The 25,953-nt window shown below is 41.8% G+C and carries 22 protein-coding genes and 1 pseudogene; 8 read left to right on the forward strand and 15 right to left on the reverse strand.

All coding sequences use genetic code 11. The features are described from left to right. Positions 1-96 precede the first annotated feature (96 nt). Both rpaB and RMY27_RS03860 read left to right on the forward strand, forming a co-directional pair. Positions 97-825, forward strand: a complete 729-nt coding sequence (rpaB, locus tag RMY27_RS03855) for a response regulator transcription factor RpaB (protein WP_322660581.1) — start codon at positions 97-99, stop codon at positions 823-825. A 160-nt stretch (positions 826-985) separates the two neighbouring features. Continuing rightward, on the forward strand, positions 986-1,624 hold the full coding sequence (locus RMY27_RS03860) for a cofactor assembly of complex C subunit B (RefSeq protein ID WP_322660583.1): 639 nt from the start codon (positions 986-988) through the stop codon (positions 1,622-1,624). A gap of 159 nt (positions 1,625-1,783) precedes the next feature. Here RMY27_RS03860 and RMY27_RS03865 read toward each other — a convergent pair whose 3' ends face one another. Then, the gene (locus tag RMY27_RS03865) at positions 1,784-2,698 is read right to left on the reverse strand and encodes a M48 family metallopeptidase (protein WP_322660585.1); all 915 of its coding nucleotides are present in this window, start codon (positions 2,696-2,698) and stop codon (positions 1,784-1,786) included. A gap of 155 nt (positions 2,699-2,853) precedes the next feature. Here RMY27_RS03865 and RMY27_RS03870 point away from each other — a divergent pair, with 155 nt between their 5' ends. Continuing rightward, positions 2,854-3,372 carry a DUF456 domain-containing protein gene (locus RMY27_RS03870; protein WP_322660587.1) on the forward strand — a complete coding sequence of 173 codons (519 nt, stop codon included), beginning with the start codon at positions 2,854-2,856 and terminating at the stop codon, positions 3,370-3,372. Between the two features lie 548 nt (positions 3,373-3,920). After that, positions 3,921-4,601: a PEP-CTERM sorting domain-containing protein gene (locus RMY27_RS03875; protein ID WP_322660589.1), complete on the forward strand. Its 681-nt coding sequence runs from the start codon at positions 3,921-3,923 to the stop codon at positions 4,599-4,601. A gap of 162 nt (positions 4,602-4,763) precedes the next feature. Here RMY27_RS03875 and nblB read toward each other — a convergent pair whose 3' ends face one another. From nblB to RMY27_RS03910, 7 genes are all read right to left on the reverse strand, one after another. After that, positions 4,764-5,429, reverse strand: a complete 666-nt coding sequence (nblB, locus tag RMY27_RS03880; RefSeq protein ID WP_322660591.1) for a phycobilisome degradation protein NblB — start codon at positions 5,427-5,429, stop codon at positions 4,764-4,766. A gap of 105 nt (positions 5,430-5,534) precedes the next feature. Then, the gene (locus RMY27_RS03885; protein WP_322660593.1) at positions 5,535-5,999 is read right to left on the reverse strand and encodes a CBS domain-containing protein; all 465 of its coding nucleotides are present in this window, start codon (positions 5,997-5,999) and stop codon (positions 5,535-5,537) included. A 292-nt stretch (positions 6,000-6,291) separates the two neighbouring features. After that, positions 6,292-6,708, reverse strand: a complete 417-nt coding sequence (gene mutT, locus RMY27_RS03890; protein WP_322660595.1) for an 8-oxo-dGTP diphosphatase MutT — start codon at positions 6,706-6,708, stop codon at positions 6,292-6,294. A gap of 547 nt (positions 6,709-7,255) precedes the next feature. After that, complete coding sequence (locus RMY27_RS03895) at positions 7,256-7,600, reverse strand: DUF760 domain-containing protein (RefSeq protein WP_322660597.1); 345 nt, start codon at positions 7,598-7,600, stop codon at positions 7,256-7,258. 222 nt (positions 7,601-7,822) lie between these two features. Then, a complete protein-coding gene (locus RMY27_RS03900) occupies positions 7,823-8,779 on the reverse strand; it encodes an RNA polymerase sigma factor, RpoD/SigA family (protein WP_322660599.1) in 957 nt (318 codons plus the stop codon). A 556-nt stretch (positions 8,780-9,335) separates the two neighbouring features. Beyond that, positions 9,336-12,602: a carbamoyl-phosphate synthase large subunit gene (gene carB, locus RMY27_RS03905; RefSeq protein ID WP_322660601.1), complete on the reverse strand. Its 3,267-nt coding sequence runs from the start codon at positions 12,600-12,602 to the stop codon at positions 9,336-9,338. 509 nt (positions 12,603-13,111) lie between these two features. After that, positions 13,112-13,666 carry a Dps family protein gene (locus RMY27_RS03910; RefSeq protein ID WP_194044835.1) on the reverse strand — a complete coding sequence of 185 codons (555 nt, stop codon included), beginning with the start codon at positions 13,664-13,666 and terminating at the stop codon, positions 13,112-13,114. Positions 13,667-14,120: 454 nt separating this feature from the next. Between RMY27_RS03910 and RMY27_RS03915 the strand changes: the two genes are divergently transcribed. The 3 genes from RMY27_RS03915 (at position 14,121) to RMY27_RS03925 (ending at position 15,825) form a co-directional block, all read left to right on the forward strand. Then, complete coding sequence (locus tag RMY27_RS03915; protein WP_322660603.1) at positions 14,121-14,378, forward strand: Asr1405/Asl0597 family protein; 258 nt, start codon at positions 14,121-14,123, stop codon at positions 14,376-14,378. 63 nt (positions 14,379-14,441) lie between these two features. Continuing rightward, complete coding sequence (locus tag RMY27_RS03920) at positions 14,442-15,089, forward strand: (2Fe-2S) ferredoxin domain-containing protein (RefSeq protein WP_322660605.1); 648 nt, start codon at positions 14,442-14,444, stop codon at positions 15,087-15,089. Positions 15,090-15,459: 370 nt separating this feature from the next. Continuing rightward, positions 15,460-15,825, forward strand: a complete 366-nt coding sequence (locus RMY27_RS03925; RefSeq protein ID WP_322660607.1) for a hypothetical protein — start codon at positions 15,460-15,462, stop codon at positions 15,823-15,825. 389 nt (positions 15,826-16,214) lie between these two features. On the opposite strand, the gene RMY27_RS03930 is transcribed toward RMY27_RS03925, so the two are convergent. From RMY27_RS03930 to RMY27_RS03960, 7 genes and pseudogenes are all read right to left on the reverse strand, one after another. Beyond that, the gene (locus tag RMY27_RS03930; protein ID WP_322660609.1) at positions 16,215-18,188 is read right to left on the reverse strand and encodes an ATP-binding protein; all 1,974 of its coding nucleotides are present in this window, start codon (positions 18,186-18,188) and stop codon (positions 16,215-16,217) included. A gap of 805 nt (positions 18,189-18,993) precedes the next feature. Then, on the reverse strand, positions 18,994-21,573 hold the full coding sequence (locus RMY27_RS03935; protein WP_322660611.1) for a tetratricopeptide repeat protein: 2,580 nt from the start codon (positions 21,571-21,573) through the stop codon (positions 18,994-18,996). Positions 21,574-21,657: 84 nt separating this feature from the next. Then, positions 21,658-21,987 (reverse strand): hypothetical protein, encoded by a 330-nt coding sequence (locus tag RMY27_RS03940; RefSeq protein WP_322660613.1) that lies wholly within the window; start codon positions 21,985-21,987, stop codon positions 21,658-21,660. Between the two features lie 105 nt (positions 21,988-22,092). Continuing rightward, on the reverse strand, positions 22,093-22,566 hold the full coding sequence (locus RMY27_RS03945) for a hypothetical protein (protein ID WP_322660615.1): 474 nt from the start codon (positions 22,564-22,566) through the stop codon (positions 22,093-22,095). A gap of 114 nt (positions 22,567-22,680) precedes the next feature. Further along, a complete protein-coding gene (locus RMY27_RS03950; protein WP_322660617.1) occupies positions 22,681-22,860 on the reverse strand; it encodes a hypothetical protein in 180 nt (59 codons plus the stop codon). Positions 22,861-22,985: 125 nt separating this feature from the next. Continuing rightward, positions 22,986-23,492, reverse strand: a pseudogene (locus tag RMY27_RS03955) (RidA family protein); the annotation flags it as partial. A gap of 62 nt (positions 23,493-23,554) precedes the next feature. After that, complete coding sequence (locus RMY27_RS03960) at positions 23,555-23,986, reverse strand: NUDIX hydrolase (protein ID WP_322660619.1); 432 nt, start codon at positions 23,984-23,986, stop codon at positions 23,555-23,557. A gap of 386 nt (positions 23,987-24,372) precedes the next feature. Between RMY27_RS03960 and malQ the strand changes: the two genes are divergently transcribed. Continuing rightward, positions 24,373-25,881, forward strand: a complete 1,509-nt coding sequence (gene malQ / locus RMY27_RS03965) for a 4-alpha-glucanotransferase (protein WP_322660621.1) — start codon at positions 24,373-24,375, stop codon at positions 25,879-25,881. Positions 25,882-25,953: the final 72 nt, after the last annotated feature.

A 25,953-nucleotide genomic window follows, 5' to 3' on the forward strand; every position in this document is an offset into this window, starting at 1 on the left:
TAGAGCTTTTTCCAAATCAATTCATGGAATGATATCTTAATATTATGGTATTAAAAATTAATCATGTAAATTTTTAGTCAAGGAGCCTAGAGAAACTTGGAAAGCCATAAAGAAAAAATCTTGGTGGTAGACGACGAAGCCAGCATTCGCCGGATTTTGGAAACACGCCTTTCCATGATTGGCTACGATGTAGTGACGGCTGGCGACGGGGAAGAAGCTTTGGAAACTTTTCGCAAAACTGATCCTGACCTAGTAGTTTTGGATGTAATGATGCCAAAGCTAGATGGTTATGGTGTATGTCAAGAATTACGAAAAGAATCAGATGTGCCCATTATTATGCTAACAGCTTTGGGTGATGTAGCCGATCGCATCACTGGCTTAGAATTGGGTGCTGATGACTATGTAGTTAAACCATTTTCTCCCAAGGAGCTAGAAGCCCGGATTCGCTCGGTGTTGCGACGGGTAGACAAAGCCGGTGGTTCTGGCATTCCCAGTTCTGGGGTAATTCATGTCGCTAATATAAAAATCGATACGAATAAGCGACAAGTCTATAAAGGTGACGAGCGCATTCGATTAACGGGTATGGAGTTCAGTTTGTTAGAGTTGGTAGTTAGTCGCTCTGGAGAAGCATTTTCTCGTTCGGAAATTTTGCAGGAAGTATGGGGTTATACACCAGAACGTCATGTAGATACTCGCGTAGTAGATGTGCACATATCACGTTTGCGGGCAAAATTAGAAGATGATCCTAGCAACCCAGAATTGATTCTCACCGCACGGGGTACTGGTTATCTTTTCCAGCGGATTATTGAACCAGGGGAGGAGTGAGGAGATGAGGGAGCAGGGGGGCAGAGGAGCAGGGGAAGAGGAGCAGGGGGGCAGAGGGGACAAGGGAAATTATTGAACAAGTCTCTCCCTTGTCTCCTTCTCTACTTTCTACTTGTCTCTTCTCCATACTCAATGCCCAATTCCTAATTCCCAATTTCTAATGACTAAACCTGATCCTAATCGAGTTTTGCGGCGTCTACCCATTGTCGTAGGTGGGCTAGGCGCTGTACTTTTATTGATTAACCGTTTATTGACACCGGAATTAACCCAGTCTCAATCACGTGGTGATGTAGTGGGTGTGATTTTAAGTGCGGTGTTAATTTTGACGGGTTTAATTTGGCAGCAAGTTCAGCCGCGATCGCCTGATACTGTAGAACTAATTGGAGAAGAAGGTTTTGTACTCGCAGCAGATTTACCCGAAGCGGTGAAAACAGAACTAGCCTGGGCATCTCATTTATTGTTGACTAATACAGTAACGCGATCGCTTGTAGTTTTTTATCAAGGTAAAGTTTTGTTGCGTCGCGGGATTTTGGGTACCAAATCTGAAGTTGTGCCAGGAGTAATCTTAAAACAGGTACTCGAAAAACAAAAACCGATTTATCTAGTTGCTCTAAAAATATATCCAGGTAGGCTTGAATTTGATTATTTGCCAGAGAATACTCAAGGTGTAATTTGTCAACCTATTGGCAATCAAGGTGTATTAATTTTGGGAGCAAATGCTCCTCGCAGTTACACCAAACAAGATGAAAACTGGATTGCGGGAATTGCTGATAAGTTAGCCGTTACTCTTAGTACTTAGGTTGCAGCTAGTTTAGAAGCCAGCCAATTTTAGTATACAAGGGGCTTAAGCCCCTTGCTGGAAGCAAGCTTGCAGCTAATCGGTATTAGCAACTCATTGAGTTTCACAAGGGTATTTTAAATTTAAAATAAAATCTAAAATATAAAACTTAAAATTCAATCACCAAGAAGTTAAAAAATTCCAACCTTCCTTTTCTTCTGGTGTCTTTCCTTCTTTTTCTTCTGGTTCTTCCGGTGTCTTTAAATTTGTCTGTTGAATTAAATTATCATAAGCTCCTGAATCAACCCATTTTAATAATTCGCCAGCCCGCATAACTACCCAAGAAAGCCCAGGCTCTGTATAGCTTAATATTTTGGTGACTTTATCCACGCTATCAAAGTTATTGGATGCAAACTCACGGGCTTGGACGAGGAAATCTTCAATTACAGCAGTAGTCAAGTACTCATCTGGTAAACCCGCAAGTTTCATCAGTGTAGTAGTTGCTACTTCAATATCCTGACAAGCAAGCAAAGCAGCCCGATCGGCAGTGAACCTAGCCATCATCCGCCAATTATACAAACCTAGTTCCATTCCACCAGCTACTAAGCCACCGACTCCCAGTGTGGTACTGCTCAACAAATTTTTCAACGTTGGCATAACAATTGCCATTTGGTGATAAACCATGTGCTGACTCTTGATTCGAGCAACTTCGTGTCCGAAAACGTAAAGTAATTCATCTGAGTTAAGCCACTCCATTGCATCTAAATTGATACCGACAAGGGGTTTTTCTACGCCAACAATGTAGGTTTGAATGTGACCTGTGCCTCGAAATAGATACAATTCAGGAAGTGGAGCAACATCAAGAATTTGGCAGGTTTCTACAAATGCTTGATGTAATTCGGGAAAATTACGGGGCGAAATTCTGATTTCACTACCAAGGCTTTGCAGTCTAAGTAGGCGATCGATACCGTATTCGTTAACTTTTTTGAGTAGCAAGGAGACACCAGGCATATTTTGCAAAGAAGCCAAGGCTTTGCGATCGAAGGGGTGTTCGTAGGCTTCCGAACTTAGTCCAGTTAATATTTTTCTCGTCATGGGTTTTGAGCTTTTTAATAGCAGTTTAGAAGCATTAGGCAAACTTACACCACAGTGTACTAGGTATTTTTCGCTATCTTACCCAGATAGAATAAACAGTAGGGACGCACAGATGTGCGTCCCTATGAGAAAATTTGGAAATTTACAATTGATCTATGCAAATTATTTATTGGCTATTAGTTGCTGTAATGGTTGTGGGTATTATTGGTGCTGTAGTTCCAGCCATTCCCGGTAGCAGCTTAATTTTAATTGCAATTATTATCTGGGGAATCGTTAGTAGTTCCTTTGCAGCTATCAAGATTCCACTAATTGTGACAATTATAGTTTTACTGCTCAGTGTCGGAGTAGATTTTTTAGCTAGCTATGTGGGAGCAAAACAAGCCGGAGCTAGCAAGTGGGGGCAGATTGGCGCAATTGTTGGTTTGGTAGTAGGATTTTTGGGATTATTGCCAACTTTACCTTTTGGGGGACCACTGTTAGGAATTTTACTAGGCCCGCTTTTGGGAGCAATTATTGGTGAGTACCTGTACCGACGTGAATTAGGGTTAGCGGTTAAAGCAGGTATAGGGATTGTAGTCGGATCTTTGGTTGGAAATTTGATTCAAGGATTGTTAGCGATCGCCGCAGTTGTAGTTTTTGTTGTAACAACCTGGCCACAGGTATTTGGCTCTTAGCATTTGAAAAATCTGACAGATTTGAGAACAGCGTTAATTACTAGCAATTAGCCATCTTTTGCCAACATTCAATTTGAAGACTATCTATAGTAAACAAATACAGCGGTTCCTCCCATTTATTCTCTGAGAGGAACCCTTCCACTAAATATTGGCAACTATAAAGATTAGATACACTGCATACTCCATTGATATAAAAATATGGTTAAGCAACTATAGGTATAAAAAGGTGCTTTTATTTTATAGTACGTAAATAGTTTTTATTAAAGTCCAGGGCTATTGCCTATAATTTAAACCCTAGAGAGCAAGAGATATACGAAGCGCAGATATGTAAGAAATTAAAATTTTATGAAGACTATTTGTTAGTTGAAGATGTGATGAAGACCACTCAGTAAATATTGCAGGTTCTAAGTCTATGTGATTTTATGGAGATAAGAAATACATCACGCAAGTTTCGCTTTCACTGACAGTATTTTAAATAGATTACTGATAGTAAAAGTTAAGCAATCAATTTCTCTGTTCCAGGTTATTGTTAGGACTCTCAAACACTCATGATTAATTTTAAATCTAAATTAGTAAACGCGACTCTGGCTGCTACTTTTGCAATCCCCTTGGCTACTGCTGGGATGTTTGCCTCTGCTGGTTCGGCTCAAGCTGTAACCCTGAACGGGAGTATTGGTCTTAATGGTACATCTATCGTTCCTAGTGATGGAATCAATCCAGCTAAGACTACCATTAAATTCGTCGATGTTGATGGTGTTGATACTGATGGTGATTTTAAATTATTCTCACCAAATTTAAACCCAGGCGCAGGTATTACCATTAACACTCTAACTTTAACCAAGATAGCTAATCTACCATCAAGCGGAACAACCACAAAAGCTACATACTCTACAGGGGCTTACACTCCATTCATTAATTTCGGATCGCGAACCCTGGGTACTACTACTGCACTTCTTACCTTTGATCTAGATGATTCTGTAGTTACCAGAATTCGGAAATCGGCTACTGACATTAATGACGTAATATTGGATGGGATTACAGGTAAATTTAATTTCAATGGAAAAACTATTGCGAGTGGCAATTTGGGTGCTTCTCTTTCTGGAGCTACAAGCACTTACCACTTAACTCTCGAAGCAGTTAGCGTTCCTGAGCCAACCACAATGCTAGGCTTAGGTTTAGTTGGTGCTGGGATGATTATGTCTCGCCGTCGCAAAAGTGTCATTCAATAGACCTATCCTAAATATAAAAAAGTTACTTCTAATTGCTAAAAGTAACTTTAATTAATCTATTTCGATCTGGCTGGAATGCAAAATTTTCCCAACCAGGTCGAATTTTTTTCTGCTGGCAGACAAATCTATATTAAAGGTGAATTTTTTTAACCTTAGATAGACTTAAACTGACTGCAAAGATTGTTTGGCTTCGTTTGCGATCGCATCTACTTCATCATTAGCCAAAGTTTCTAATATAGATTTGGCTTCTGGATTACTCAAACGAGCCAAGGCTTGTACAAGTCTGTAACGAATTTGCCAATCTGGATTGGTAGCATAGGGAGCCAACAGAGGAACTGCTTGTACATCTCCCAAGTCACCCAAAGAACTAATAGCAGCAGTTTGGACTAATTCGTTTTCTGATGAGAGTGCCTCTTTGAGTAGTTCAAAGGCTCGCGGATCGCCCAACTCTCCTAATGTAGCAATAATACTGAATTGTATTAGCCATTCACCGGTTGTATGATAAAGCTGCTGTAAATCTTCAAAAGCTTCACGTAACTTCAGAGCGCCCAAACAGTCTGCTGCTGCTGCTTGTACATCTACTTCGGAGTCATGAAGCAAGCGATCGCGCAAGATATCCAAGGATAATTGTAAATCTTGCGTTCCGAGTGTATCCATTTGACTCACTGCTGAGTAACGGACACGGGAATTGCGATCGCCAATAGCACTTTGAATTAATTCAAAGCCAACCGCAGGTTCCAATTCGCGGATTTGATTTACAGCACGTAAGCGATCGCCTAAATCCTCAGAACTGAGCAATTGCTTAACAGACTCCGGAGTAATACTCATTTAGTTATCCTTGATTTTCAAATGTATAAAAAAGACAGACGCGATTAATCGCGTCTCTACTTTTGACTTTTGTACAGACGCGATTAATCGCGTCTCTATTTTTGACTAATCTTGACTAGCAGCCATAGCCCGAATAATATCACCACGAGTGAGAATACCAATTACTTGACCTGTACTCTCAAGTACTGGCAAGCGGTGAACGCTGCGATCGTGCATGATTGTAGCTGCTTCTCTTAAAGTTTTATCAGGGTAAATAGCGATCGGGTTTTTACTCATCACTTCCCCGACAGTTTGCCCTAGAGCTTTGTGCAAATCACGGTCATACGTAGCAGGATTTTTTAAATAGATAACACTATCAAGAAACATAATGTATGCAGGTGGAGTAACACCAGTTTCTTGCCACATCAAATCAGTTTCCGAGATAATGCCTACCAATTTACCGAGATCATCCACAACAGGTAGTCCGCTGATATGGCGTTCTGCGAGAATTTGGATAGCTTCCTTCAGTGGAGTTTCCTCCCGGACAACAATCGGATCGCGGCTCATTACATCGGCAACGGTTTTAGGCATTTATTTGCTGACACCTTAAATCAAAGTCCCTGCGCTTATTGTAGAAAATTGCGGGACTCAACCTGATGCAATTAATAGATTGTTACGGGATTAGTCATTGGTCATTTGTCATTTGTCATTGTGCACTTATACTGAGCCTATCGCTAAAGCGAAAGCTCCGCTAACGCGTAGCGTCTTGTAGAGAAGCCGTTGGCGCAGCCTCTCCAAGAGTTGTATTGGGCATTGGTTATTAACTATTCTCCTCTGCTCCTCTGCTCCTCTGCACCCCTTCTCTTCTCCCTCTGCTTCTTTCCTAGCCCCCACTTCCTTTTAGTGCAGCAATAATTTGAGTATTTGCTTTCGGAAAAGTAAAATGCTCCAATTCTTCCAAACTTACCCAGCGAATTTCATCGGATTCTAAAGGTTGGGGGACACCTGTAAGATGGCGGCAATGATGTACTGTGAGGGTAACGCGCAAGTTTGTATAACTGTGGTCAATAGTAATCAGATGCTTTCCCACTTCAATCACTATTCCCAGTTCTTCGGAAATTTCCCGTTGAATACATTCTTGGATGGTTTCACCAGGCTCTATTTTACCACCAGGAAATTCCCACAAACCACCCATTGCTCCTTCTGGACGACGGCGGTCAATTAAAATTTGCTTTTGGTCATTCCAGATTACTGCAACACCAATGATTTTATGGGGTGGGAAAGAACTGGTTTCACTCATAGTTGAATGGGGAGTAGGGAGTAAGGAGTAGGCAAAGAATTCTTGAATTTTGACTCTTGACTAATAACAAAACTCGGCAGACTAGTTGTAACTCTGCCGAGTTTAGATTTATTGCAAAGGTCATTTATCACTGTACGGTTATCCACAAATGTGCATTCATCATTTATAAATAAGCCTCAATATCGTGTCTGCTTAAAGACTTAATTATTCAGACTGCAAAAAGGTTTAGAGGAAAAGGATTTTTATGCTTTCTGCATAGATTCGGGAGTTATAACTAACTAGCCTGACACCTGACATCAGATAAATTGAATTAATCACAAAATTACAGGAGTTCGCAGAGAAGCGAAATCAAAGACTCCGCCTTCATCTGCGTTAAAATTTAAACCTGAATTCGTCACTATTTTGGATATTTTAAAAAACTTAGCTGATGTATAATCGGGAATTAGCGGCAAAGATTTTGCAGAGACTTATTTTCAATTCGTATCGCCGTAACTATGACTAGCTATCAGTTCAACACTATTGATTGAATTTCCCAAATTTTACATTTCTAATCAATTTCGCTGTTGTTGGTTTCAGATCCTTGTAAGGTCATCTCAAAATTCATTCTCTGTTCAGCGTTACGCAAGAAATAACCACTAATCATAGCAGAAGCAAGAAGCCTACCTAGATTTTCGCGATTTGTGGTTACAGTAACACCAAAGTGTTCTGAAGGTAGATTACCTAATAGTCCTGTAATATTCCGTTCCATCACCTGAAACACTTCGGCAGATGTGGGTTTGGATAGCTGGGTAACTGTCTCTGGACTCAAGGATTTAACGTACTGCCAGAGTAAATCGTTAGTTTCTGCTTCGCTATTAAAAAATTCTGAGACACGATTAGATGGGTTACTCATTTTTTAGCTCCTTAACTACCACTATTAGCTGCGGTGCTTGTGATTTGAATATTAAATGTCTGTTTTGGATTTGACTTAGTTATTTTGTCTTCCTGTCAACTAATGTAACAGCCTACCCTAAGAGTGGAAGTAGGTGTAACCGTACCAAAGTCAGGGTATTTTCTCACCCCAATAAATAGGTTAGGAGTGGGGAGTTAATTAAAAACTCATCACTCCTAACTTCTAACTTGCCAAATATTCATCCATATTGGCTTTAGACTTGCGAAGTTTGCTTAAGGCTTCCCGTTCAATTTGTCGGACTCGTTCTCGACTGATGTTCAATATTTCACCAATTCTAGCCAGAGTCAGAGCTTGCCCATCAGTTAAGCCAAAGCGCAGTGTGATTACTTCCCTCTGTTGTGGCGTGAGATCGCCCATCAAGCGATCCAAGTCATAAGATAGGGAAGATTGCATGACAAACTCTTCGGGAGATGCTCCTGGATCTTCCAGCATTTCTCCAAGTTCGGTATCGTAGTTATCACCCAGCCTCAAATCCAAAGAAAGGGGCAAACGCGCCTTTTCTAAATACTCTCGTACTTGTTTGGGGGTCAATTCTAATTCTTGAGCTAGCTCCCCAGCCGTCGGAGCGCGTCCCAATTTTTGAGACAATTGACGCTGTGCCTTTTTAATCTTATTTAATTTTTCGGTGATATGGATCGGCAACCGAATGGTACGAGCTTTTTCAGCTATAGCACGAGTGATAGCTTGCCGTATCCACCAATAGGCATAAGTAGAAAATCTGTACCCTTTGGTGGGGTCAAACTTTTCTACGCCCCGTTGCATACCAATACTACCTTCTTGGATCAAGTCCAGTAAATCGACGTTGCGCTTGATGTATTTTTTAGCAACGGAGACTACCAGCCGCAAATTAGCTTCTACCATCTTGCGTTTGGCAATTTCACCATCTGCGATCGCTTCGTTCAACTCTGCTGGTTCCAGGTTTGTTACTTTGGCCCACTCTTCTAGAGTCGGTTGACGATCTAGCTGGGTGGCAAGAGCTTCTCTTGATTCGTGCAAAACGCAGGAACGTTGCACCTGTTTACCATAGAAAATCTCTTCCTCGTGGGTTAATAGTGGCACACGGCCAATCTCACGCAGGTAAGTCCGCACGAGGTCTGTGGCTGTCTGAGCGGTCTTCATGGCGCTACTCTTTGGTAATGATGGGGTTGGCGGTAGGGTCATTAAGGGATAGATGCTTTCTTTATTTATTACGGTGCTACCCAGTCAGACTGGGAACCCGTGCTATGGTTTGCAACTTACGCGCCTGAGAAACTCGGCTGCTCATAATAATCAAATTTAGGCTTCTTAACTGCTAAAACTACAGTTATTTCCTACTTTTCACAAGTATCTACAGTTAGATAAAAGGTTGCTTTTTAAACATTTTTTATGAAAGTCCTATTAACAATTGTAACATTTATGAGAATATTTTGGCTAGATGGTGACATGAAATTTCCTGGTTTTTCCAGTTCATGTAACGTTGCCCTCTATCTTAAGGCTGACTAAAAGTCAATTTAAGAAATTATCTGGTTCAAATAATTTTCCTCATATTTGTTAAAGTATCTCAATGAGAACTATATTCATTCTCTTCTAACAATTGTTTAATTTTTTCTGGGAATTGGGCATGGGGCATGGGGCATTGGGTGTAGTTATTCCCTTTGTCTCCCTTGCTCCCCTGCTCCCCTGCTCCCCTGCTTCCCTACACCCTAGCGATCGGGCAGTACTGTTGAATGGTTTTTACGTCCAAAGTCGTATTTTGTAAGGAACGGATGGCGGCGACGGTAGCTTTTGCACCGGCGATGGTAGTAATGATGGGAATTTTGTAAGCTAAGGCTGTGCGGCGGATTAACCTAGCATCAGTCTGAGCTTCTTCCCCTGAAGGTGTGTTGATAATCAGTTGGATTTTCTGGTTTTTGATCGCATCTAGGACGTGGGGACGACCTTCATGGAGTTTTAAGACTAATTCAATTTTTAGCCCCTGTTCCAGAAGAACTCGGCGTGTACCAAGGGTAGCCATCACTGTAAAGCCCAAATCGATAAATTCCTTCACCACACCACTTGCAGCAGCTTTATCGCGATCGCTCATTGATACAAATACAGTTCCACTTAGTGGTAAACGCTCCCCAGCACCCATTTCCGCTTTGGCAAAGGCACGGCCAAAGTCGCTGTCAATCCCCATCACCTCACCAGTGGATCTCATTTCTGGGCCCAATATTGTATCAGTTCCTGGGAATTTATTAAAGGGTAATACAGCTTCTTTTACAGCAATGTGAGTTGGGATGACTTCTTCGGTGAAATGTAGCTCCTCTAAAGTTTTACCCGACATAATTAAGGATGCTAGTTTTGCCAACTGCACACCCGTTGCTTTAGATACAAAGGGTACTGTGCGGGAAGCGCGGGGATTAGCTTCTAGAATGTAAACTTGGGGAGAATAGCTGCTTGCACCGACAACGGCAAACTGAATATTCATCAATCCCACAACTGACAGCGCTTGTGCTAGCTGCACCGTCCAAGTGCGAATTTGATTGAGAACTGCTGGTGATAAGGAAATGGAAGGTAAAGAACAAGCGGAATCTCCTGAGTGAATCCCAGCCTGCTCGATGTGTTCCATGATGCCACCAATCACCACTCGTCCTGTATGGTCGGCGATCGCATCGACATCGACTTCAATCGCGTTTTCCAAAAACTTATCAATCAAAATCGGATGTTCTGGTTCCACTAGTACCGCAAAGGTCATGTAGCGTTCCAACTCAGCATCGGAATAAACGATTTCCATCGCCCGTCCCCCCAACACATAGCTGGGACGTACCACCACCGGATAGCCAATACGTTTAGCAACAATCAGCGCATCTTCGTAACTCCGCGCGATCCCATTAGGTGGTTGGGCAATATTCAACTGTTGGAGAATCTTTTCAAACCGCTCCCGGTTTTCTGCCATGTCGATGGAATCTGGCGATGTACCCCAAATTTGAGTGCTGAGTCCTGAGTCCTGAGTGCTGAGAAACTGCTGGAGTGGGATAGCCAACTTTAGCGGGGTTTGTCCGCCAAACTGGATAATTACCCCAACTGGATTTTCAGTTTCAATGATGTTTAGAACATCTTCTTTTGTTAAAGGCTCAAAGTAAAGGCGATCGCTGGTATCGTAATCTGTCGAAACCGTTTCTGGGTTGGAGTTGACCATAATCGTCTCATAGCCTGCATCCTTCAAGGCGTATGCGGCGTGACAACAACAATAATCAAACTCAATTCCCTGTCCAATGCGGTTGGGGCCACCACCCAAAATCAATACTTTTGGCTTGGTTGCGGGCATTACCTCTGTTTCTTCTTCGTAGCTAGAATAATAGTACGGAGTAAATGCTTCAAACTCAGCGGCGCAGGTATCTACAGTTTTGTAAACTGGGATAATCCCTAGTGACTTGCGGTAAGCGCGAACTTCATCTTCGGTGGTTTTGGTGGCATAAGCAATCTGGCGATCGCTATATCCGTCTCGCTTCACCTCATAAAGTTGCTCTTTTGTCAATTGCTGCAAAGGTGTCCGCTTCAGGAATTTCTCGATATCTAACAGTTGCTGAAATTTATCTAGAAACCACGGGTCAATACCAGTCAGTTCGTAGATTTCCTCAGCACTAATGCCTAGTTGCAAGGCATGACGCACTGAGAAAATGCGATCGGGGTTAGGTGTCCGTAGCTGGGCGCGGATTTGTTCACCACTGGGTAATTTTTCGGCTTTGTCGCAACCCCAACCAGCGCGTCCGGTTTCGAGCGATCGCAGTGCCTTTTGGAAGGATTCGTTGAATGTGCGCCCAATTGCCATTGCTTCCCCAACTGATTTCATTTGAGTTGTCAGCACTGCGTCAGAACCAGGGAACTTTTCAAAGGCGAAGCGAGGAATTTTTGTCACCACATAGTCAATTGTTGGCTCAAAGGACGCCGGAGTTTTCTTGGTGATGTCATTTTTAATTTCATCCAAGGTGTAGCCCACAGCCAATTTTGCGGCCATTTTGGCGATGGGGAAACCAGTGGCTTTAGAAGATAAAGCCGAACTACGGGAAACGCGGGGGTTCATCTCAATTACAACCACATCCCCATTAAGCGGATTGACTGCAAACTGGATATTAGAACCACCAGTTTCCACACCGATCTCGCGGATGATTTTAATTGCCATATCCCGCAGCCTTTGATATTCTTTATCAGTGAGGGTTTGCGCAGGAGCGACGGTAATTGAGTCTCCGGTGTGGATGCCCATAGGGTCAAGGTTTTCGATGGAGCAGATAATCACCACGTTATCTGCTAAGTCACGCATCACTTCGAGTTCATATTCTTTCCAGCCAAGTAAAGACTGGTCAATGAGAATTTGCGAAACGGGGCTGGCATCTATACCTACCTGTGCCATTTCTTCAAATTCTTCTTGGTTGTAAGCGATACCGCCACCACTTCCACCCATTGTGAAAGCTGGACGAATAATTAGGGGATAAGTACCAATTTGGCGGGCAACAGCTTTGGCTTCTTCTAAAGATTCGGCTGTGCCACTGGGACATACAGCTACCCCAATTCTTGCCATTGCTTCACCAAAAAGTTTTCGATCTTCGGCTTTTTCGATCGCTGGGAGTTTAGCGCCGATTAACTCAACGCTGTACTTTTCCAACACTCCATTTTTGGCTAAAGAAACGGCGATGTTGAGGGCGGTTTGTCCTCCCATCGTTGGTAGGAGAGCATCAGGGCGTTCTTTCTCAATGACTTTTTCGACCAATTCTGGTGTCAACGGCTCAATGTAAGTGCGATCGGCCGTTTCCGGGTCGGTCATAATCGTTGCAGGGTTGGAGTTGACCAAAACCACTTCATAGCCTTCTTCTCGCAGCGCTTTGCAGGCTTGAGTGCCAGAGTAGTCAAACTCACAGGCTTGTCCGATCACAATTGGACCGGAACCTAACAGTAGAATCTTCTGGAGGTCGTCACGGCGGGGCATAGTCGTTGCCTTGGAATACGAGAATGGAAATCCTGATCATTTTAAGGGTCTTTACCCCCTCTGGTGCTTTTTATTATTAAGTTTTCTAAGTTTGATGACAGGAGGGGAGCAGAGAGGCAGAGAGGCAGGGGAGCAAAGGAGAATAATTAAGAACCAATACCCAATGATTATTTTGTATTTTTAATTTTATTTAATTATGATGCTCAAATTTCTAAAGCTTTTGCGAATCTTTATTATTTAATCTATGAACCTTGCGATAAATGATGATTTATTTTGGTATTTATCTGTCTGCTTATTTATGTACAAATAGATTACTTGGATAAAATTTATCTTAACTAGCTAATTGCTAAATATTTTCAACGTTAAATATTATATAAATATGTTTACTTAGATTAAAAATGGCAGAGAAATAGGGATACCATTCTCTGCCATTTTTTATATTATTTTAATAGTTGGTGCTGCCAACTTTTTCTTTCAGTCTAGGTAGACAAATCTAGATTATGAGAATTTTAGCTTTGAGCTGCTTGGACAAACCCTAAAGTTAAGCTGTCTTTGGCGAGGAAGTGAGATAAATGATACGCACGTTCCTCAGTTTTCAACAAAATCTTTTCGTACAGATAGCGTGTGCCCCGATCGCCTAAACTCTCTGCCTGAGCAGCTTGACGACGAATTACGCCAATGATTGCTTGTTCGGCAGCTAGGTCATTTTCCACCATTTGGCGAGAGGAATATACACCTTCAGATTCTTGCTCAAAACAGGTTAATTCTGCTAATTTGCTGAAGGTAGCTACTGGCACACCACCCAGTCCATCCAAACGTTCTCCAATTTCATGAACGTGGTCTTGTACTTGGTTGTAGCTTTCGTTAAAAAACTCATGCAGAGAGTAAAATTCTGAGCCTTCAACTACAAAATGATGCTTTTGGTACTGCAAGTACAGTGCCTGGAAACTAGCTAATACAACGTTAAATCCTTCTGTAACTGGAGCGGTTACACTGTGATCCAGCAGCACAGGATTGTCATATACATGACCAAAATTCCGTAACAAAGTTTGCGTTTCAGACATTGTTCTCCTCGTTATTTAGCAATTATAGATTTTAACTGCTTATTCTTTACATATTAACATTTTCACAATAAGAGCAAGCCAATTTGCCATCACAAGATTTTGTATTTTTGTTTACTAAAAGCCTTAACTTTATTGTTTGCTGGATTATGGCACGCTCATCAAGTTGTGTATATTTCTCATTACTATTGACATGAAAAGTTAAGTATGCATACATCCCGAAGAGAGTGAAGGGAGATGGAGCAGTAAATGCCTCCTTGCCCTGATACTCCTCGTCATCCCTTTAATCTTTCTCATGAGAGATTGCAACAATTTTATTTTTTTTCGAAAATTAATGAGAATTGTTTGCACTTAAGGTATGCTGGTTTTAAGAAGCTAGACTACTAAGATTTTCAAAAAGCAGGAAGTTAAATGGCGGTAGTTACTACAAGTTTGTTGCACTTTGAGGGCAATTCTCTTGAAATCGTATAGTTCAGAAATAGAAATAAACCACCTTGTAGAGGTGAATTGGGTAGACCGCTGGCAAGTCTATCAACGCTTAGAGGAGTTAGACATTCCCTGTAGTTGTGCGGCTAACCAGCCATTAAAAGTTGAAATTAGCAATCCGACTGCGGCTGTTCAACTTTGGAGTGTAGTACGGCGATTTACAGCCTCTCGTCAAGAGCAGATTTGGACTCTTGAGTGTTGCTGGAAAAGTCGCTATCAACAGTTCTAATTTTTAGCTGCTGCTGAGAATATCTTGCTTAACAGCTTGTCTTAACTAAAAGGAGGTTAAAAAATGGGTGCATCTCACAATATGGAAGTCTCAGAATTTTGCCTTGAGGGCAGATTTATAGATTTTGTTATTAAAGACGGCTATAAGCTGAAAGGTTTACTGCTAAGTACTCATGATGGTGAATGCTACGTTAAACTCGCTAAACACTTACGAGCTGCTTTTGACTTGCGGCTACCAGTAGGTACTTGGCTACAAGTTGTTGGTTATAAAGAATACGATATAAAAAAAGACAAAGTTACACTGAAAGCTGAACGTGTGATGGCGGCGCGTTCTGAAATAGCGACAATTCAAACGATCGCAGCACCACAAGAACCCCCATCTATTGATAATGTCAAAGTAAAGCCAGTTAAGGCTAAGGCCACGATTTTGGTGTGTCAAAAGTCTGATTGTATGAAACGCGGTGGTAAAGCAGTTTGTCAGGCGTTGGAGGCGGCTTTAAGCGATCGCGGTTTAGAAGACCAAGTTACAATTAAGGGCACTGGTTGTATGAAGAACTGTAAAGCTGGCCCGAATTTAGTAATGCCAGATAAAACGCGCCATAGCCGAATTCAAGCTGCACAGGTTCCAGCCTTGATGAATCAGCATTTTGGCGACAAAAACTTGTCAGCACAGCCAGAAAATTTAAGAGAAGCGGCAATACCTAAATGGTAAATTTTGCAGAAATAAATAGTGAAATGTTGACATTTTAATGAGAAAGTTTAATAATATCTTCTCAAGTGTGTTCCGTTAATGTTCGGCCGTAAGCTTTGCTAAAAGTTAGCAATAAAATCAAAAAACTGGCTTTAATTAAGGCCAGTTTTTTGAATGAATGGGGTTTAAATTCAGCAATTTTTAACCGCAATGCTTCGATAATTTGGAAAGATTCAAGGAAATGTGATTGATTGATGAGTACGTAGATGCACTGAGGCTTGTTGTTGGACATCGCTTACAGTTGGAGCGTCAATCATCAATGAATTAAAAGTAAATGCCACATAACCTTCAGTGGATATACATCGTTTTTTTCTCACTTAGCACGATAGTCATGATTTTTCTCTTCCGTCATGACTGGAATCGCCTCGCTAAACTCTGCCGCACCCAAGAAGCGCCGCCACAAAACTTCTCCCGAATGCAAAGCGGTTCTGTGGGTTTAGTGTACTATAAAGCAACTTTAAATGTTGGTATAATTCCTCAAGAGATTTATCTGAGCATTTTCCCCTTATTTTGCTTTGGGCTTACGCCGTTGTTAATTCCCTGGAGTGCCATTAGGAAAATTGAACCTGCTAATCAACTATTTATAAAGCGTTTTCGTTTGTATGTTAGTTCGCCAAAAGTCAAGCTGATTTTAGGCAACGATATTTTGGAATCAGGTAAAAAATTTTTAGCCTCACAGGGATTTGAGTGGATTTAGACAAATCCCGTTTTTAGCTGGCTGATATCATTTTGAATTTTAGATTTTGGATTGTGTATCTTACAGTGAAGCAAGCTATGCGTAGTGTCTCATTTAAATACAGAATTACATTGAGCGATCGCAACACTTTCTCATAAGAAAGTAAAATTCGCTTAATATTTTTATGTACAGCCGTAGTCACATAGGTTAGGACAGTGTTGATTGCTCAAAGGCTTGAAACGACCGGGTTCTTACTCAGCACTCAGCACTCAGCACTCAGCACTTTGCTATAATTGCGTTCAGCTGCCAGTTTCCCGAATGCAACTTGCTGAGATATTGCGCTTACCCGTTTCTGTACCATAGGTTAAAATCTCAGGCTCATAGCGCAAGTCCATTTGAGTGGACTTGCATTATGAGAGAGGAAATTGATTAGCAGTTTCTTGTTGGGACTTGTGGGTTTTCTGGAGAGTAGGTTGCAAATTACATGACTTAGTTAGACAAAATAGCAACAACTGTCGCATGGATGTAGCTTGCAGATGGTCAGGGAAGACAATTAAAAAGTCATTTAGGTCTTGGATAGCTTCACCAATAGATTCTGAGGAAGCACCCTTTGATAAGGCATAGCGATACAAGTGGTTTGCTTGTTGAGTGTATTGAGCAGCCAAACAGTAAAGGGCTAAATTAAAGGCATTACGCCAGTCTTTAACATTTTTTTTGTAATGCTTTGTAGCAAGCTTGATAGCAGGCACTAGACAAGCTCGTGCTTTATGTGGTTGGTTAAGAGCTAAGTATACTAAAGCACGATTATACACAGCATCTTCATAACGTTTTTCCTCATAAGCTTTTAACCAATTTGCTAATTGCTTACCCCAATACTGAACTTCAGCAGAATCCCCATCTTTACCAGCCTGAAACATTGTTTTTGCATATTGTTGGGCAAAAGTGGGTTGATTTTTGAGGAGAGCAAGAAATTCATTCAGAGCTATAAGTAAATTCCTTTGCGGTGATTGACATAATTTATGGTACAAAACATTTAATGTGTGACTTTGCCAGCTAGGATCGCGCTGTTTGTTATCTTCCTCCAATTGCAAATCGTTCCGCAGGCTGTCATAATATTGAGCCAACTTACCATGTATGTCAGCCCAACCTTGCGGTGATGAAAGGCGTTTGTGGCATAACATTTGGGTTTTGACGACATCATGATAAACCCAGCCGTTGCTACGTTCGTTGATAAAAGATGTTTCTTTCAACCAAGTAAATAGCTCATCAGCTTCTTCTTCTGTTCTTAACTTGGCTATAACATCCCGGTTCAAGCACCGAGGAATGGCAGCATCAAGCACCACTTGTCGCCGTTTGGGATCGTCAATCCATTTTAAAAAGTTTTTTACAGCACTGTTGCTAGGCTCAATTATTTGGTTGGGGTGATTGGGATGAGCGTCTGCTAACATTTCCATTAGCAGGGGTAAGTTTCCAGAAACGTTTAAAATCACTTCAACAATGCGACTGTCTGTAATGCCTTTATGAGTTAGATATTGTTTGGCTTCTTCTTCTGTAAACGGTTCTAGAGGCAAACGAGCTATTAATTCTTCGTAGGATGCCCAGTCATTTTTATCTAATTCTTGCCGACTGGCAACGATCATTAATATATTGGCAGATACTTTACCGTGCTGGTTCTCAAAAATTTCCCGTAGCCAGTTCTCTAGGAATTCTCCGGTACGTTCTGAGGTATCAAAAAACAGAACAACAGGAGTTTTATCAGCAATTTTAGAAATATCTTGCAAAAATAGCGGGGTCAGAACTTCTTTAGGTTCTTTAACTAAATGTACCTCATCTTTATTTGTGATTTTCTTTGCAACATAAGACGCCCATTCGCCGGCTTGGGTAGCCAAAGCATCCTCATCTACAAAGTCAAATACAGCACCGCCAACGGGAACTTGACGCGCCAGATGCACACCAGTTTTTACCATAGTTTTCCCGACAAAAGCAGAAAAACCTTGAGGAGCATCTGGATCTGTTTCTAATTCTTGGCACTTTTGGCAGTAAACTTTGTAGCGATCGCTAAACTGCGTTAATTTGTAACCTTGCTGTTCTAACTCCTCAGCGATACGACCCATGACTTCTGGTATAGTTTTTTCAGCTTCATCGATATAAGCCGAAATCATTTTTGCTTCGTCAGCAATTTTCCGAAACTGCCGCAGCAAGGTAGTTTTACCAACTCCGCCTTGACCAGAAACGTTAAACAGAAAACAATGGCGATTGTCTTCTACTGGTAATGCTAAATTTTGGCGAAATCGGTTTATTTGGTCTTCACGACCGACAAAATTTGATTGTTGACGTTGCTTTACAATATCTTGTAAACTCTTGGGCTTGTCTTGGGTATTCATAACAAAATTTAATTTTGAGGCGTTAATGTTTATAAACAGAACTACTAAATATAAAAAATGTATTTCGGAATTTTCCCAACTTTTTTGAGGTAATTTTTATGCGTTGACCTTCCGAGGCTCGACGTTGACCTTCTGAGGCTCGATGTTGACCTTCTGAGGCTCAATGTTGACCTTCCGAGGCTCGATGTTGACCTTCCGAGGCTCGATGTTGACCTTCCGAGGCTCGATGTTGACCTTCTGAGGCTCGATGTTGACCTTCTGAGGCTCGATGTTGACCTTCTGAGGCTCGACGTTGACCTTCTGAGGCTCAAAAATGCCTTGGCGATTAGAAATCGCGGCTATACAGACAAAACCCGCACTTCGGCAAGCTCAGTGACCACCTGCGCGGGTTTCAAGAATTTTTGGATACAAAATGTAAAAACGGTATAACAATGTTGTTATGCCCCTAGAAATAATGTGTATTTTACTCAATTGACAACTGGTATAATTGCCTATTTGAAGCTTTAGCTAACTGGGACTTCGAGTTACTTTTTCTTAAAGCATTGATTCCTAAGCCGAGAGTTTACTCTTTATTAACGAATCAACTGATAGACACTATCGAATATCTACAAACATTAGGTATTGAATGTTGCCACATACACCCAAAAATTATTTGTAAAGAAAAAAAATTAGTCATCATGTCAGCGTGTGCTTGTCTGTCGAATACTTCGGCAAACATAAGAATAATTCAACACTAAAAATTATCACGGCTTAATTAAAAACCTGGGGCAATACTGCTCGGTGAAGAAGATTTGTAGGCTGGAAATTACATGACCTGAGTTAGAGAAGACTGCAACAATTGTCGGATGAATATACCCTGTACATGGTCAGGGAAAACAGTTAAAAAGTCATTGAGGGTTTGGATAGCTTCACAAATAGATTCTGAGGAAGCACCTTTTGACAAAGCATAGCGATGTAACTGCTCTGCTGGTTGAGTATATTGAGCGGCTAAATAGTAAAGGGCTAAGTTAAAAGTATTACGCCAATTTTGAGGATCTTTTTCGTAATGCTGTTTAGCAAGCTTGATAGCAAGAGCAAGATCAGTTCGTGCTTTGTCTACTTGGTTAAGGGCTTGGTAGGCTAAAGCGCGATTATATAGATACCAATCATTATGAGATTCTAAGTCAATAGAGTGATTAAAATCTGTAAGAGCCTTATTGTACTGCTTAAGCATTAAGTAAACATTACCTCGATGTGCCAGCGCCCAGTGTTCATTGGGGTCAAGTTCTATAGCGCGGTCTAAATCTTTGAATGCTTCTGCGTAACGCTTCATTAACCGGTAAACATTACCTCGATGTGCCAGCGCCCACTGTTCATTAGGGTCAAGTTCTATAGCGCGGTCTAAGTCTTTGAGTGCTTCTGCATAACGCTTTATTAAACGGTAAACATTACCTCGATGTGCCAGCGCCCACTGGTAATTTGGATCGAGTTCTATGGCGCGGTCTAAGTTTTCTAGTGCTTTGGCATAGCGTTTTATTAAACAATAAATGTCACCTCGAACTGCTAGCGCCCAATGGTCATTTGGGTCAAGTTCGATGGCGCGATCTAAGTCTTGCAATCCTTCTGGATAACGCTTTATATAACGATAAATATTACCTCGATGTGCCAGTGCCCACTGGTCATTGGGGTCAAGTTCTATAGTGCGATCTAAGTCTTGCAATGCTTCGGTATAACGCTTCATTAAACGGTAACTTTCACCTCGCCAACCTAAAGCAATCGGTTGCCATTTTTCCTGAATGCTAGAATCTTGTAAGACTGCCGTAAACATATCAACAGTAATTTGATAAAGCTTTTGATCGTAAGCTTTTAACCCATTATTTAGTTGCTCACCCCAACGCTGAACTTCTCCAGAATCTGCATCTTTGCCAGCCTGTATCATTGTTTCTGCCCAACGTTGAGCAAAAGCGGGTTGATTTTTGAGTGCGGCAAGAAATTCATTGAGAGCTACAGATAAACCCTTTTGTGGTGACTGACATAAATTGTGGTACAACACATTTAAAGTGTGACTTTGCCAACTAGGATCGCGCTGTTTCTTTTCTTCTTTCAATTGCAGATTATTCCGCAGACTGTCATAATATTCTGCCAACTTACCATGTATGTCAGCCCAACCTTGCGGTGATAAAAGGCGTTTGTGGCGTAACATTTGGGTTTTGACGACATCATGATAAGCCCAGCCATCGGTACGTTCGTTGACAAAGGATGTTTCTTTTAGCCAAGTAAATAGGGCATCAGCTTCTTGTTCTCCTCTTAACTTAGCTATGATATCTCGGTTCAAGCACCGAGGAATGGCAGCATCAAGAGCAACTTGTCGCCGTTTCGGATCGTCAATCCATTTTAAAAAGCGTTCTACAGCACTGCTGCTAGGCTCAACTACTTGGTTAGTGTCATTGGGATGAGCATCTGCTAGCATTCCCACTAGTAGGGGAAAGTTTCCAGAAAGACGCAAAATCATTTCAATAATGTGAGTGTTGGTAATACCTTTCCGTTTTAGATATTGTTCGGCTTCTTCTTTTGTAAAGGGTTCTAGAGGAAAACGAACGATTAAACCTTCGTAAGGTGCCCAATAATTTTTATCTAATTCTTGCCGGCCAGCGATCGTTATTAATATATTGAGAGACACTTCACCGTGGCGACCCTCTAAAATTTCTCGTAGCCAGTTATCTAAGAATTCTCCTGTGCGTTCGTAAGTATCAAAAAATAGAACAACAGCAGTTTGCTTAGTAATTTTAAAAATATCTTGCAAAAATAGCGGGGTCAGCACTTCTACAGGTTCTTGAACTAAACGCACCTCGTCTTTATTTGTGATTTTCTTTGCAACATAAGATGACCATTTTCCAGCTTGAGTAGCCAAAGCATCCTCATCTACAAAATCAAATACAACACTGCCAATTGGAACTTGACGCGCCAAATGTATACCAGTTTTAAAGACGGTTTTGCCTACAAAAGCCGAAAAACCTTGAGGAGCTTCTGGATCGCTTTCTAATTCTTGGCGCTTTTGGCGGTAAACTTTGTAGCGTTCTGTAAACTGCGTTAGTTTGTAACCTTGCCGTTCTAACTCTTCAGCTAGACGATCCATCACTTCTAAGACATTTTTTTCAGCTTCATCGATGTAAGCTGAGATTATTTTTGCTTCATCAGCAATTTTGCGAAACTGTCGTAACAGTGTGCTTTTGCCAACCCCACCTTGACCCCAGGCATTGAACAGAAAACGACGGCGATCATCTTGTTCGGGTAATGCTAAATTTTGGCGAAATAGGTTTACTTGATCTTCACGACCCACAAAAGCTAATTGTTGGCGTTCTTTTATAATATCTCCTAGACTCTTAGACTTATTTTGCGTGTTCATTACAAAATTTAATTGTGAGGTGTTAATAGTTACAGAATAACTACTAAATATTTAAGCTGTATTGTGGAATTTACTAAACTTTTTCTAGGTAATTTTTGCAGATAACCTTAATTTAATTTCAATGTTGACCTTCTGAGGCTCGATGTTGACCTTCTGAGGCTCAATGTTGACCTTTTGAGGCTCAATGTTGACCTTCTGAGGCTCAATGTTGACCTTCTGAGGCTCGATGTTGACCTTCTGAGGCTCAATGTTGACCTTCTGAGGCTCAATGTTGACCTTCTGAGGCTCAATGTTGACCTTTTGAGGCTCGACGTTGACCTTCTGAGGCTCGATGTTGACCTTCTGAGGCTCAAAAATGCCCTGGCGATTTCTAATCGCGGCTATACAGACAAAACCCACCTGCGCGGGTTTCAAGAATCTTTGGATACAAAATGCAAAAAGGGCATAACATTGTTATGCCCCTAGAAATTATGTGTATTTTAGCAAGTTTACAATTGGTATAATTACCTGTTTTAATCTTTAGCTAACTGGGACTTCGGGTTGCTTTTTCTTAGAACGGCGGTTAAACCTGCGTCCCATCTCATCAATTACTGCATCTAAACCTGTAACATCACCACTAGCTTTGGCATAGCTATAAACTGCTAATGCTGAGGCATATGCTTCACTAGCAGCAGCTATACAGGTATCATCTACCAATTCTTGCAGTTGTGTCAAAGATAACAGCACCGGATACAAGTCTTCATATATTTCTAAGTCCCGGCGCATCTCTTCCAAATCAAAAGAACGGGGTAAAAAATTAGGGTTCTGTGTCGCCACTTCCAAAGCTTTGCTGACAAAAGCCCGACTTTTATCTCCCATCTTCAGCATTGTTCGCCGATCTTCAGGGGTCAAATCTACTAAAAACGGTAACTTTTCTCTAATTGTAGCGATCGCCTGCATGACTGCTTCTTTATCTGCTGGGGCTAGGCTGGCACTGATGCGATTTTCTGCCATTTTTAATACTCCTATAGGGAACTTAATTTCAGTATTCCCAAAGTTATAGAGGCGATCGCGTTTGTTGAGAGATAATTAACAGAGTTTTAAGTGAAATGACATAGCGACTCATTACTAAGCCTCACGCGCCTTTTGAAACTTTTCTAGTATTTGCATCACTACAGTTTCACCATCCAAAACTTCCCCTCGTTCAATTTCAGCAATTGCTACATCAACTTTTTGCCGGGTTTCTTCTACCCATTGGACATACTCGGCATTTAATTTTTCTAGCAGTTGAAATGCTACATCAAGCACTTCATCTGCATTCGTAAATTTACCGCTAGCAATTTGGGCTTAAATAAATTGCTCATGTTCCGGTTTGAGTTCAATGTTCATGATTTATTTCTGTGAAATCAGCTTTAGCAATTGTTCTATTTCCTCTAACCGCTAATTACAGCGATCGCATCAATCTCTACCAACACGTCTTTAGGTAAGCGCGATACCTGAACACAAGCCCGCGCTGGGGCTGTATCTTCCGGGAAATATTTAGCATAAACGGCATTCACCGCCGCGAAATCGTTCATATCAGCTAAAAATACAGTGGTCTTCACGACATCCTGGAAAGTCGCCCCGGCTTCTGTGAGGATGGCTTCAAGATTAGCTAATACCTGCTCAGTTTGCTTTTTGACATCATCAGTGTAGACGACATCACCAAGGCGGGGATCGATGGCAATTTGTCCAGCTATGAATATAAATTGACCTGAAGCTGCGATCGCTTGATTATAAGGGCCGACTGGTGCGGGTGCGTTATCAGTATTAATTACTTTACGGGTCATAGATATAACTTTCTCTAACGATGTTTCCTGTTTACCGATTTCTGCTTCAGCTGCGATCGGTTTGTAGACTTCTCCATCTGGCATTATCGCACCAGTGAGGTCAGCATCTTGAAGATTAGTGTCATAGGTATTCCTCCCCCCTCTTCTCTCTGCGCCTCTGCGGTTCGTCCCTCTTACCCCAACCTCGGACGTATTCCATAATGCCGATATCGCCAATAATCACGCAAAATGCGATCGTGGTCAAAACATAAATTACCAGGCACACACCAATACTCAAAAATGCCTACACCCTTAGCATCATCACCAGCCTTTGGTTCACCCTTAGCTGTCGCCAAAAACACAATGCTAATGGTATGCTGACGCGGATCGCGATTTGGGTCAGAATATACCAGTAATTGTTCAACTAATTCCACCTGTAAACCCGTCTCTTCCTCAGCTTCTCGCCGCGCCGCCACTTCCACCGCTTCGCCATAATCTACAAAACCACCAGGAATAGCCCAACCTAAAGGTAGATTATGTCTTTCAATTAACACTATTGGCCGATGAGGTCGATCTACTAGTTCAATGATGATATCAACTGTTGGTGTAGGATTTCGGTAAGTCATAGTTATTTAGTCATTAGTCATTGGTCATTGGTCATTAGTCATTAGTCACTTGTACTGAGTTTCGACTGCGCGGTAATCGAGCGACTTGCACTGAGCGGCGTCGAAGTGAGTCGAGATTCAACTACCGTGTAGTCGTTGGCGTGGTCACTGAGGGTAGTCGAAGTGCAGCCTCTCCAAAAGTTGTATTGGTTCTTCCCAAAGGACAAATGACAAAGCGCAAAGTCTGAGCGGAGGTTTCCTCCCATCAGAACTTTGTAAGAGAGGACAAATGACAAACAAAATGAGTTTACTTGATTTCCCCTGCAAATACCGTTCAGTGATAAATTTGATGCGATCGCCTAGCGTTTCCATCAGACAATTGCTCCCTCTTATAATTCAGGTTACTTATGCCTTTTCCTAGATCCAGTGGCATTTTGCTGCATCCTACCTCCTTTCCCAGTCGATTTGGCATTGGGGATTTAGGCTTAGAAGCCTATCGCTTCATTGATTTTCTTAAAGAAAGCCATCAACAATATTGGCAAGTTTTACCACTGGGGCCCACTGGATACGGCAATTCTCCGTATATGTGCTACTCAGCAATGGCAGGAAATCCTCTGTTAGTTAGCCCAGAAAAGCTCTTAGAAGAAGGTTTACTATCTGAGGAAGACTTTGCTAATTTACCAGGATTCCCGGTAGAAAAGGTAGATTTCGAGCAGGTTGTGCCGATTAAGATTGGGCTACTCAAAAAAGCCTGTGACAACTTTAGAGCCAATGCTACGCCCATTCAGCAAAAAGAGTTTGCAGGTTTTTGCGACAGTAAAGCTTATTGGCTAGATAATTACGCCTTATTTATGGCGCTGAAAGATGCCAACGACAATGCAAACTGGCACTCATGGAAACCAGAATTTGTCAAGCGCGACCCCCAAGCATTGGAGCAAGTACAGCATCGGCTCAACGGAGAGATTTATTATTACAAATTCGTCCAATTTGAGTTTTTCCGCCAGTGGTCAGAGCTTAAAAGTTACGCTAATATGCGCGGCATTAACATTATTGGCGATATCCCCATCTACGTATCTCATGATAGTGCCGACGTGTGGGCGCATCCTAACTTGTTTTGCTTAGATCCAGAGACAGGAGCTGCTGCCCTAATGGCAGGAGTTCCACCAGATTACTTTAGCGCCACCGGTCAATTGTGGGGCAACCCGGTTTACAACTGGGAGGAATTACAAAAACAAGATTTTAAGTGGTGGGTACAGCGCTTTGAGGCAATGCTGGATTATGTAGATATAATTCGCATTGACCACTTCCGCGGCTTCGAGGCTTATTGGGCTGTGCCGCAAGGTGAACAAACTGCCATAAATGGTAAATGGGTGGAAGCGCCTGGAGATGCTTTTTTTGAAGTGATTAGGCAAAAGTTGGGCAAGCTACCCGTCTTAGCAGAAGATTTGGGAGTAATTACACCGGGGGTAGAAGCGCTGCGAGACAAGTATGAATTTCCGGGGATGAAAATTTTGCAATTTGCCTTTAGTGCTGATTCCACTAATCCATTTTTACCATTCAATTATCGGCACAATGCTGTAGTTTATACCGGGACTCACGATAATGATACAACTATAGGCTGGTTCAATACAGCTGAGTACGAGGAAAAGCAAAACTTGTTGCTTTATTTAGGTTCTATCAGCCCTGATGGCATTCACTGGGATTTGATTCGCCTAGCTTTGAGTTCCATAGCCAACCAAGCGATTATTCCCTTGCAAGATATTTTGGGATTAGGAAACGAAGCGCGGATGAATTTTCCCAGTATTGCTGAGGGTAACTGGGAGTGGCGCTATCAACCAGGAGCGATAACAGACGAATTGCGCGATCGCTTGAAAGTTCTTACCAGACTCAATGGACGCGCCCCAGAAGCCCAGTGAGAAGTGGCTGAGTAGGGCATGAGGCATGAGGCATGGGACATAGGGCATAGGACAAGGTGACAAAAGTTAGAA

It is taken from the genome of Nostoc sp. DedQUE09, assembly GCF_034530915.1.
Taxonomy (GTDB): Bacteria; Cyanobacteriota; Cyanobacteriia; order Cyanobacteriales; family Nostocaceae; genus Nostoc.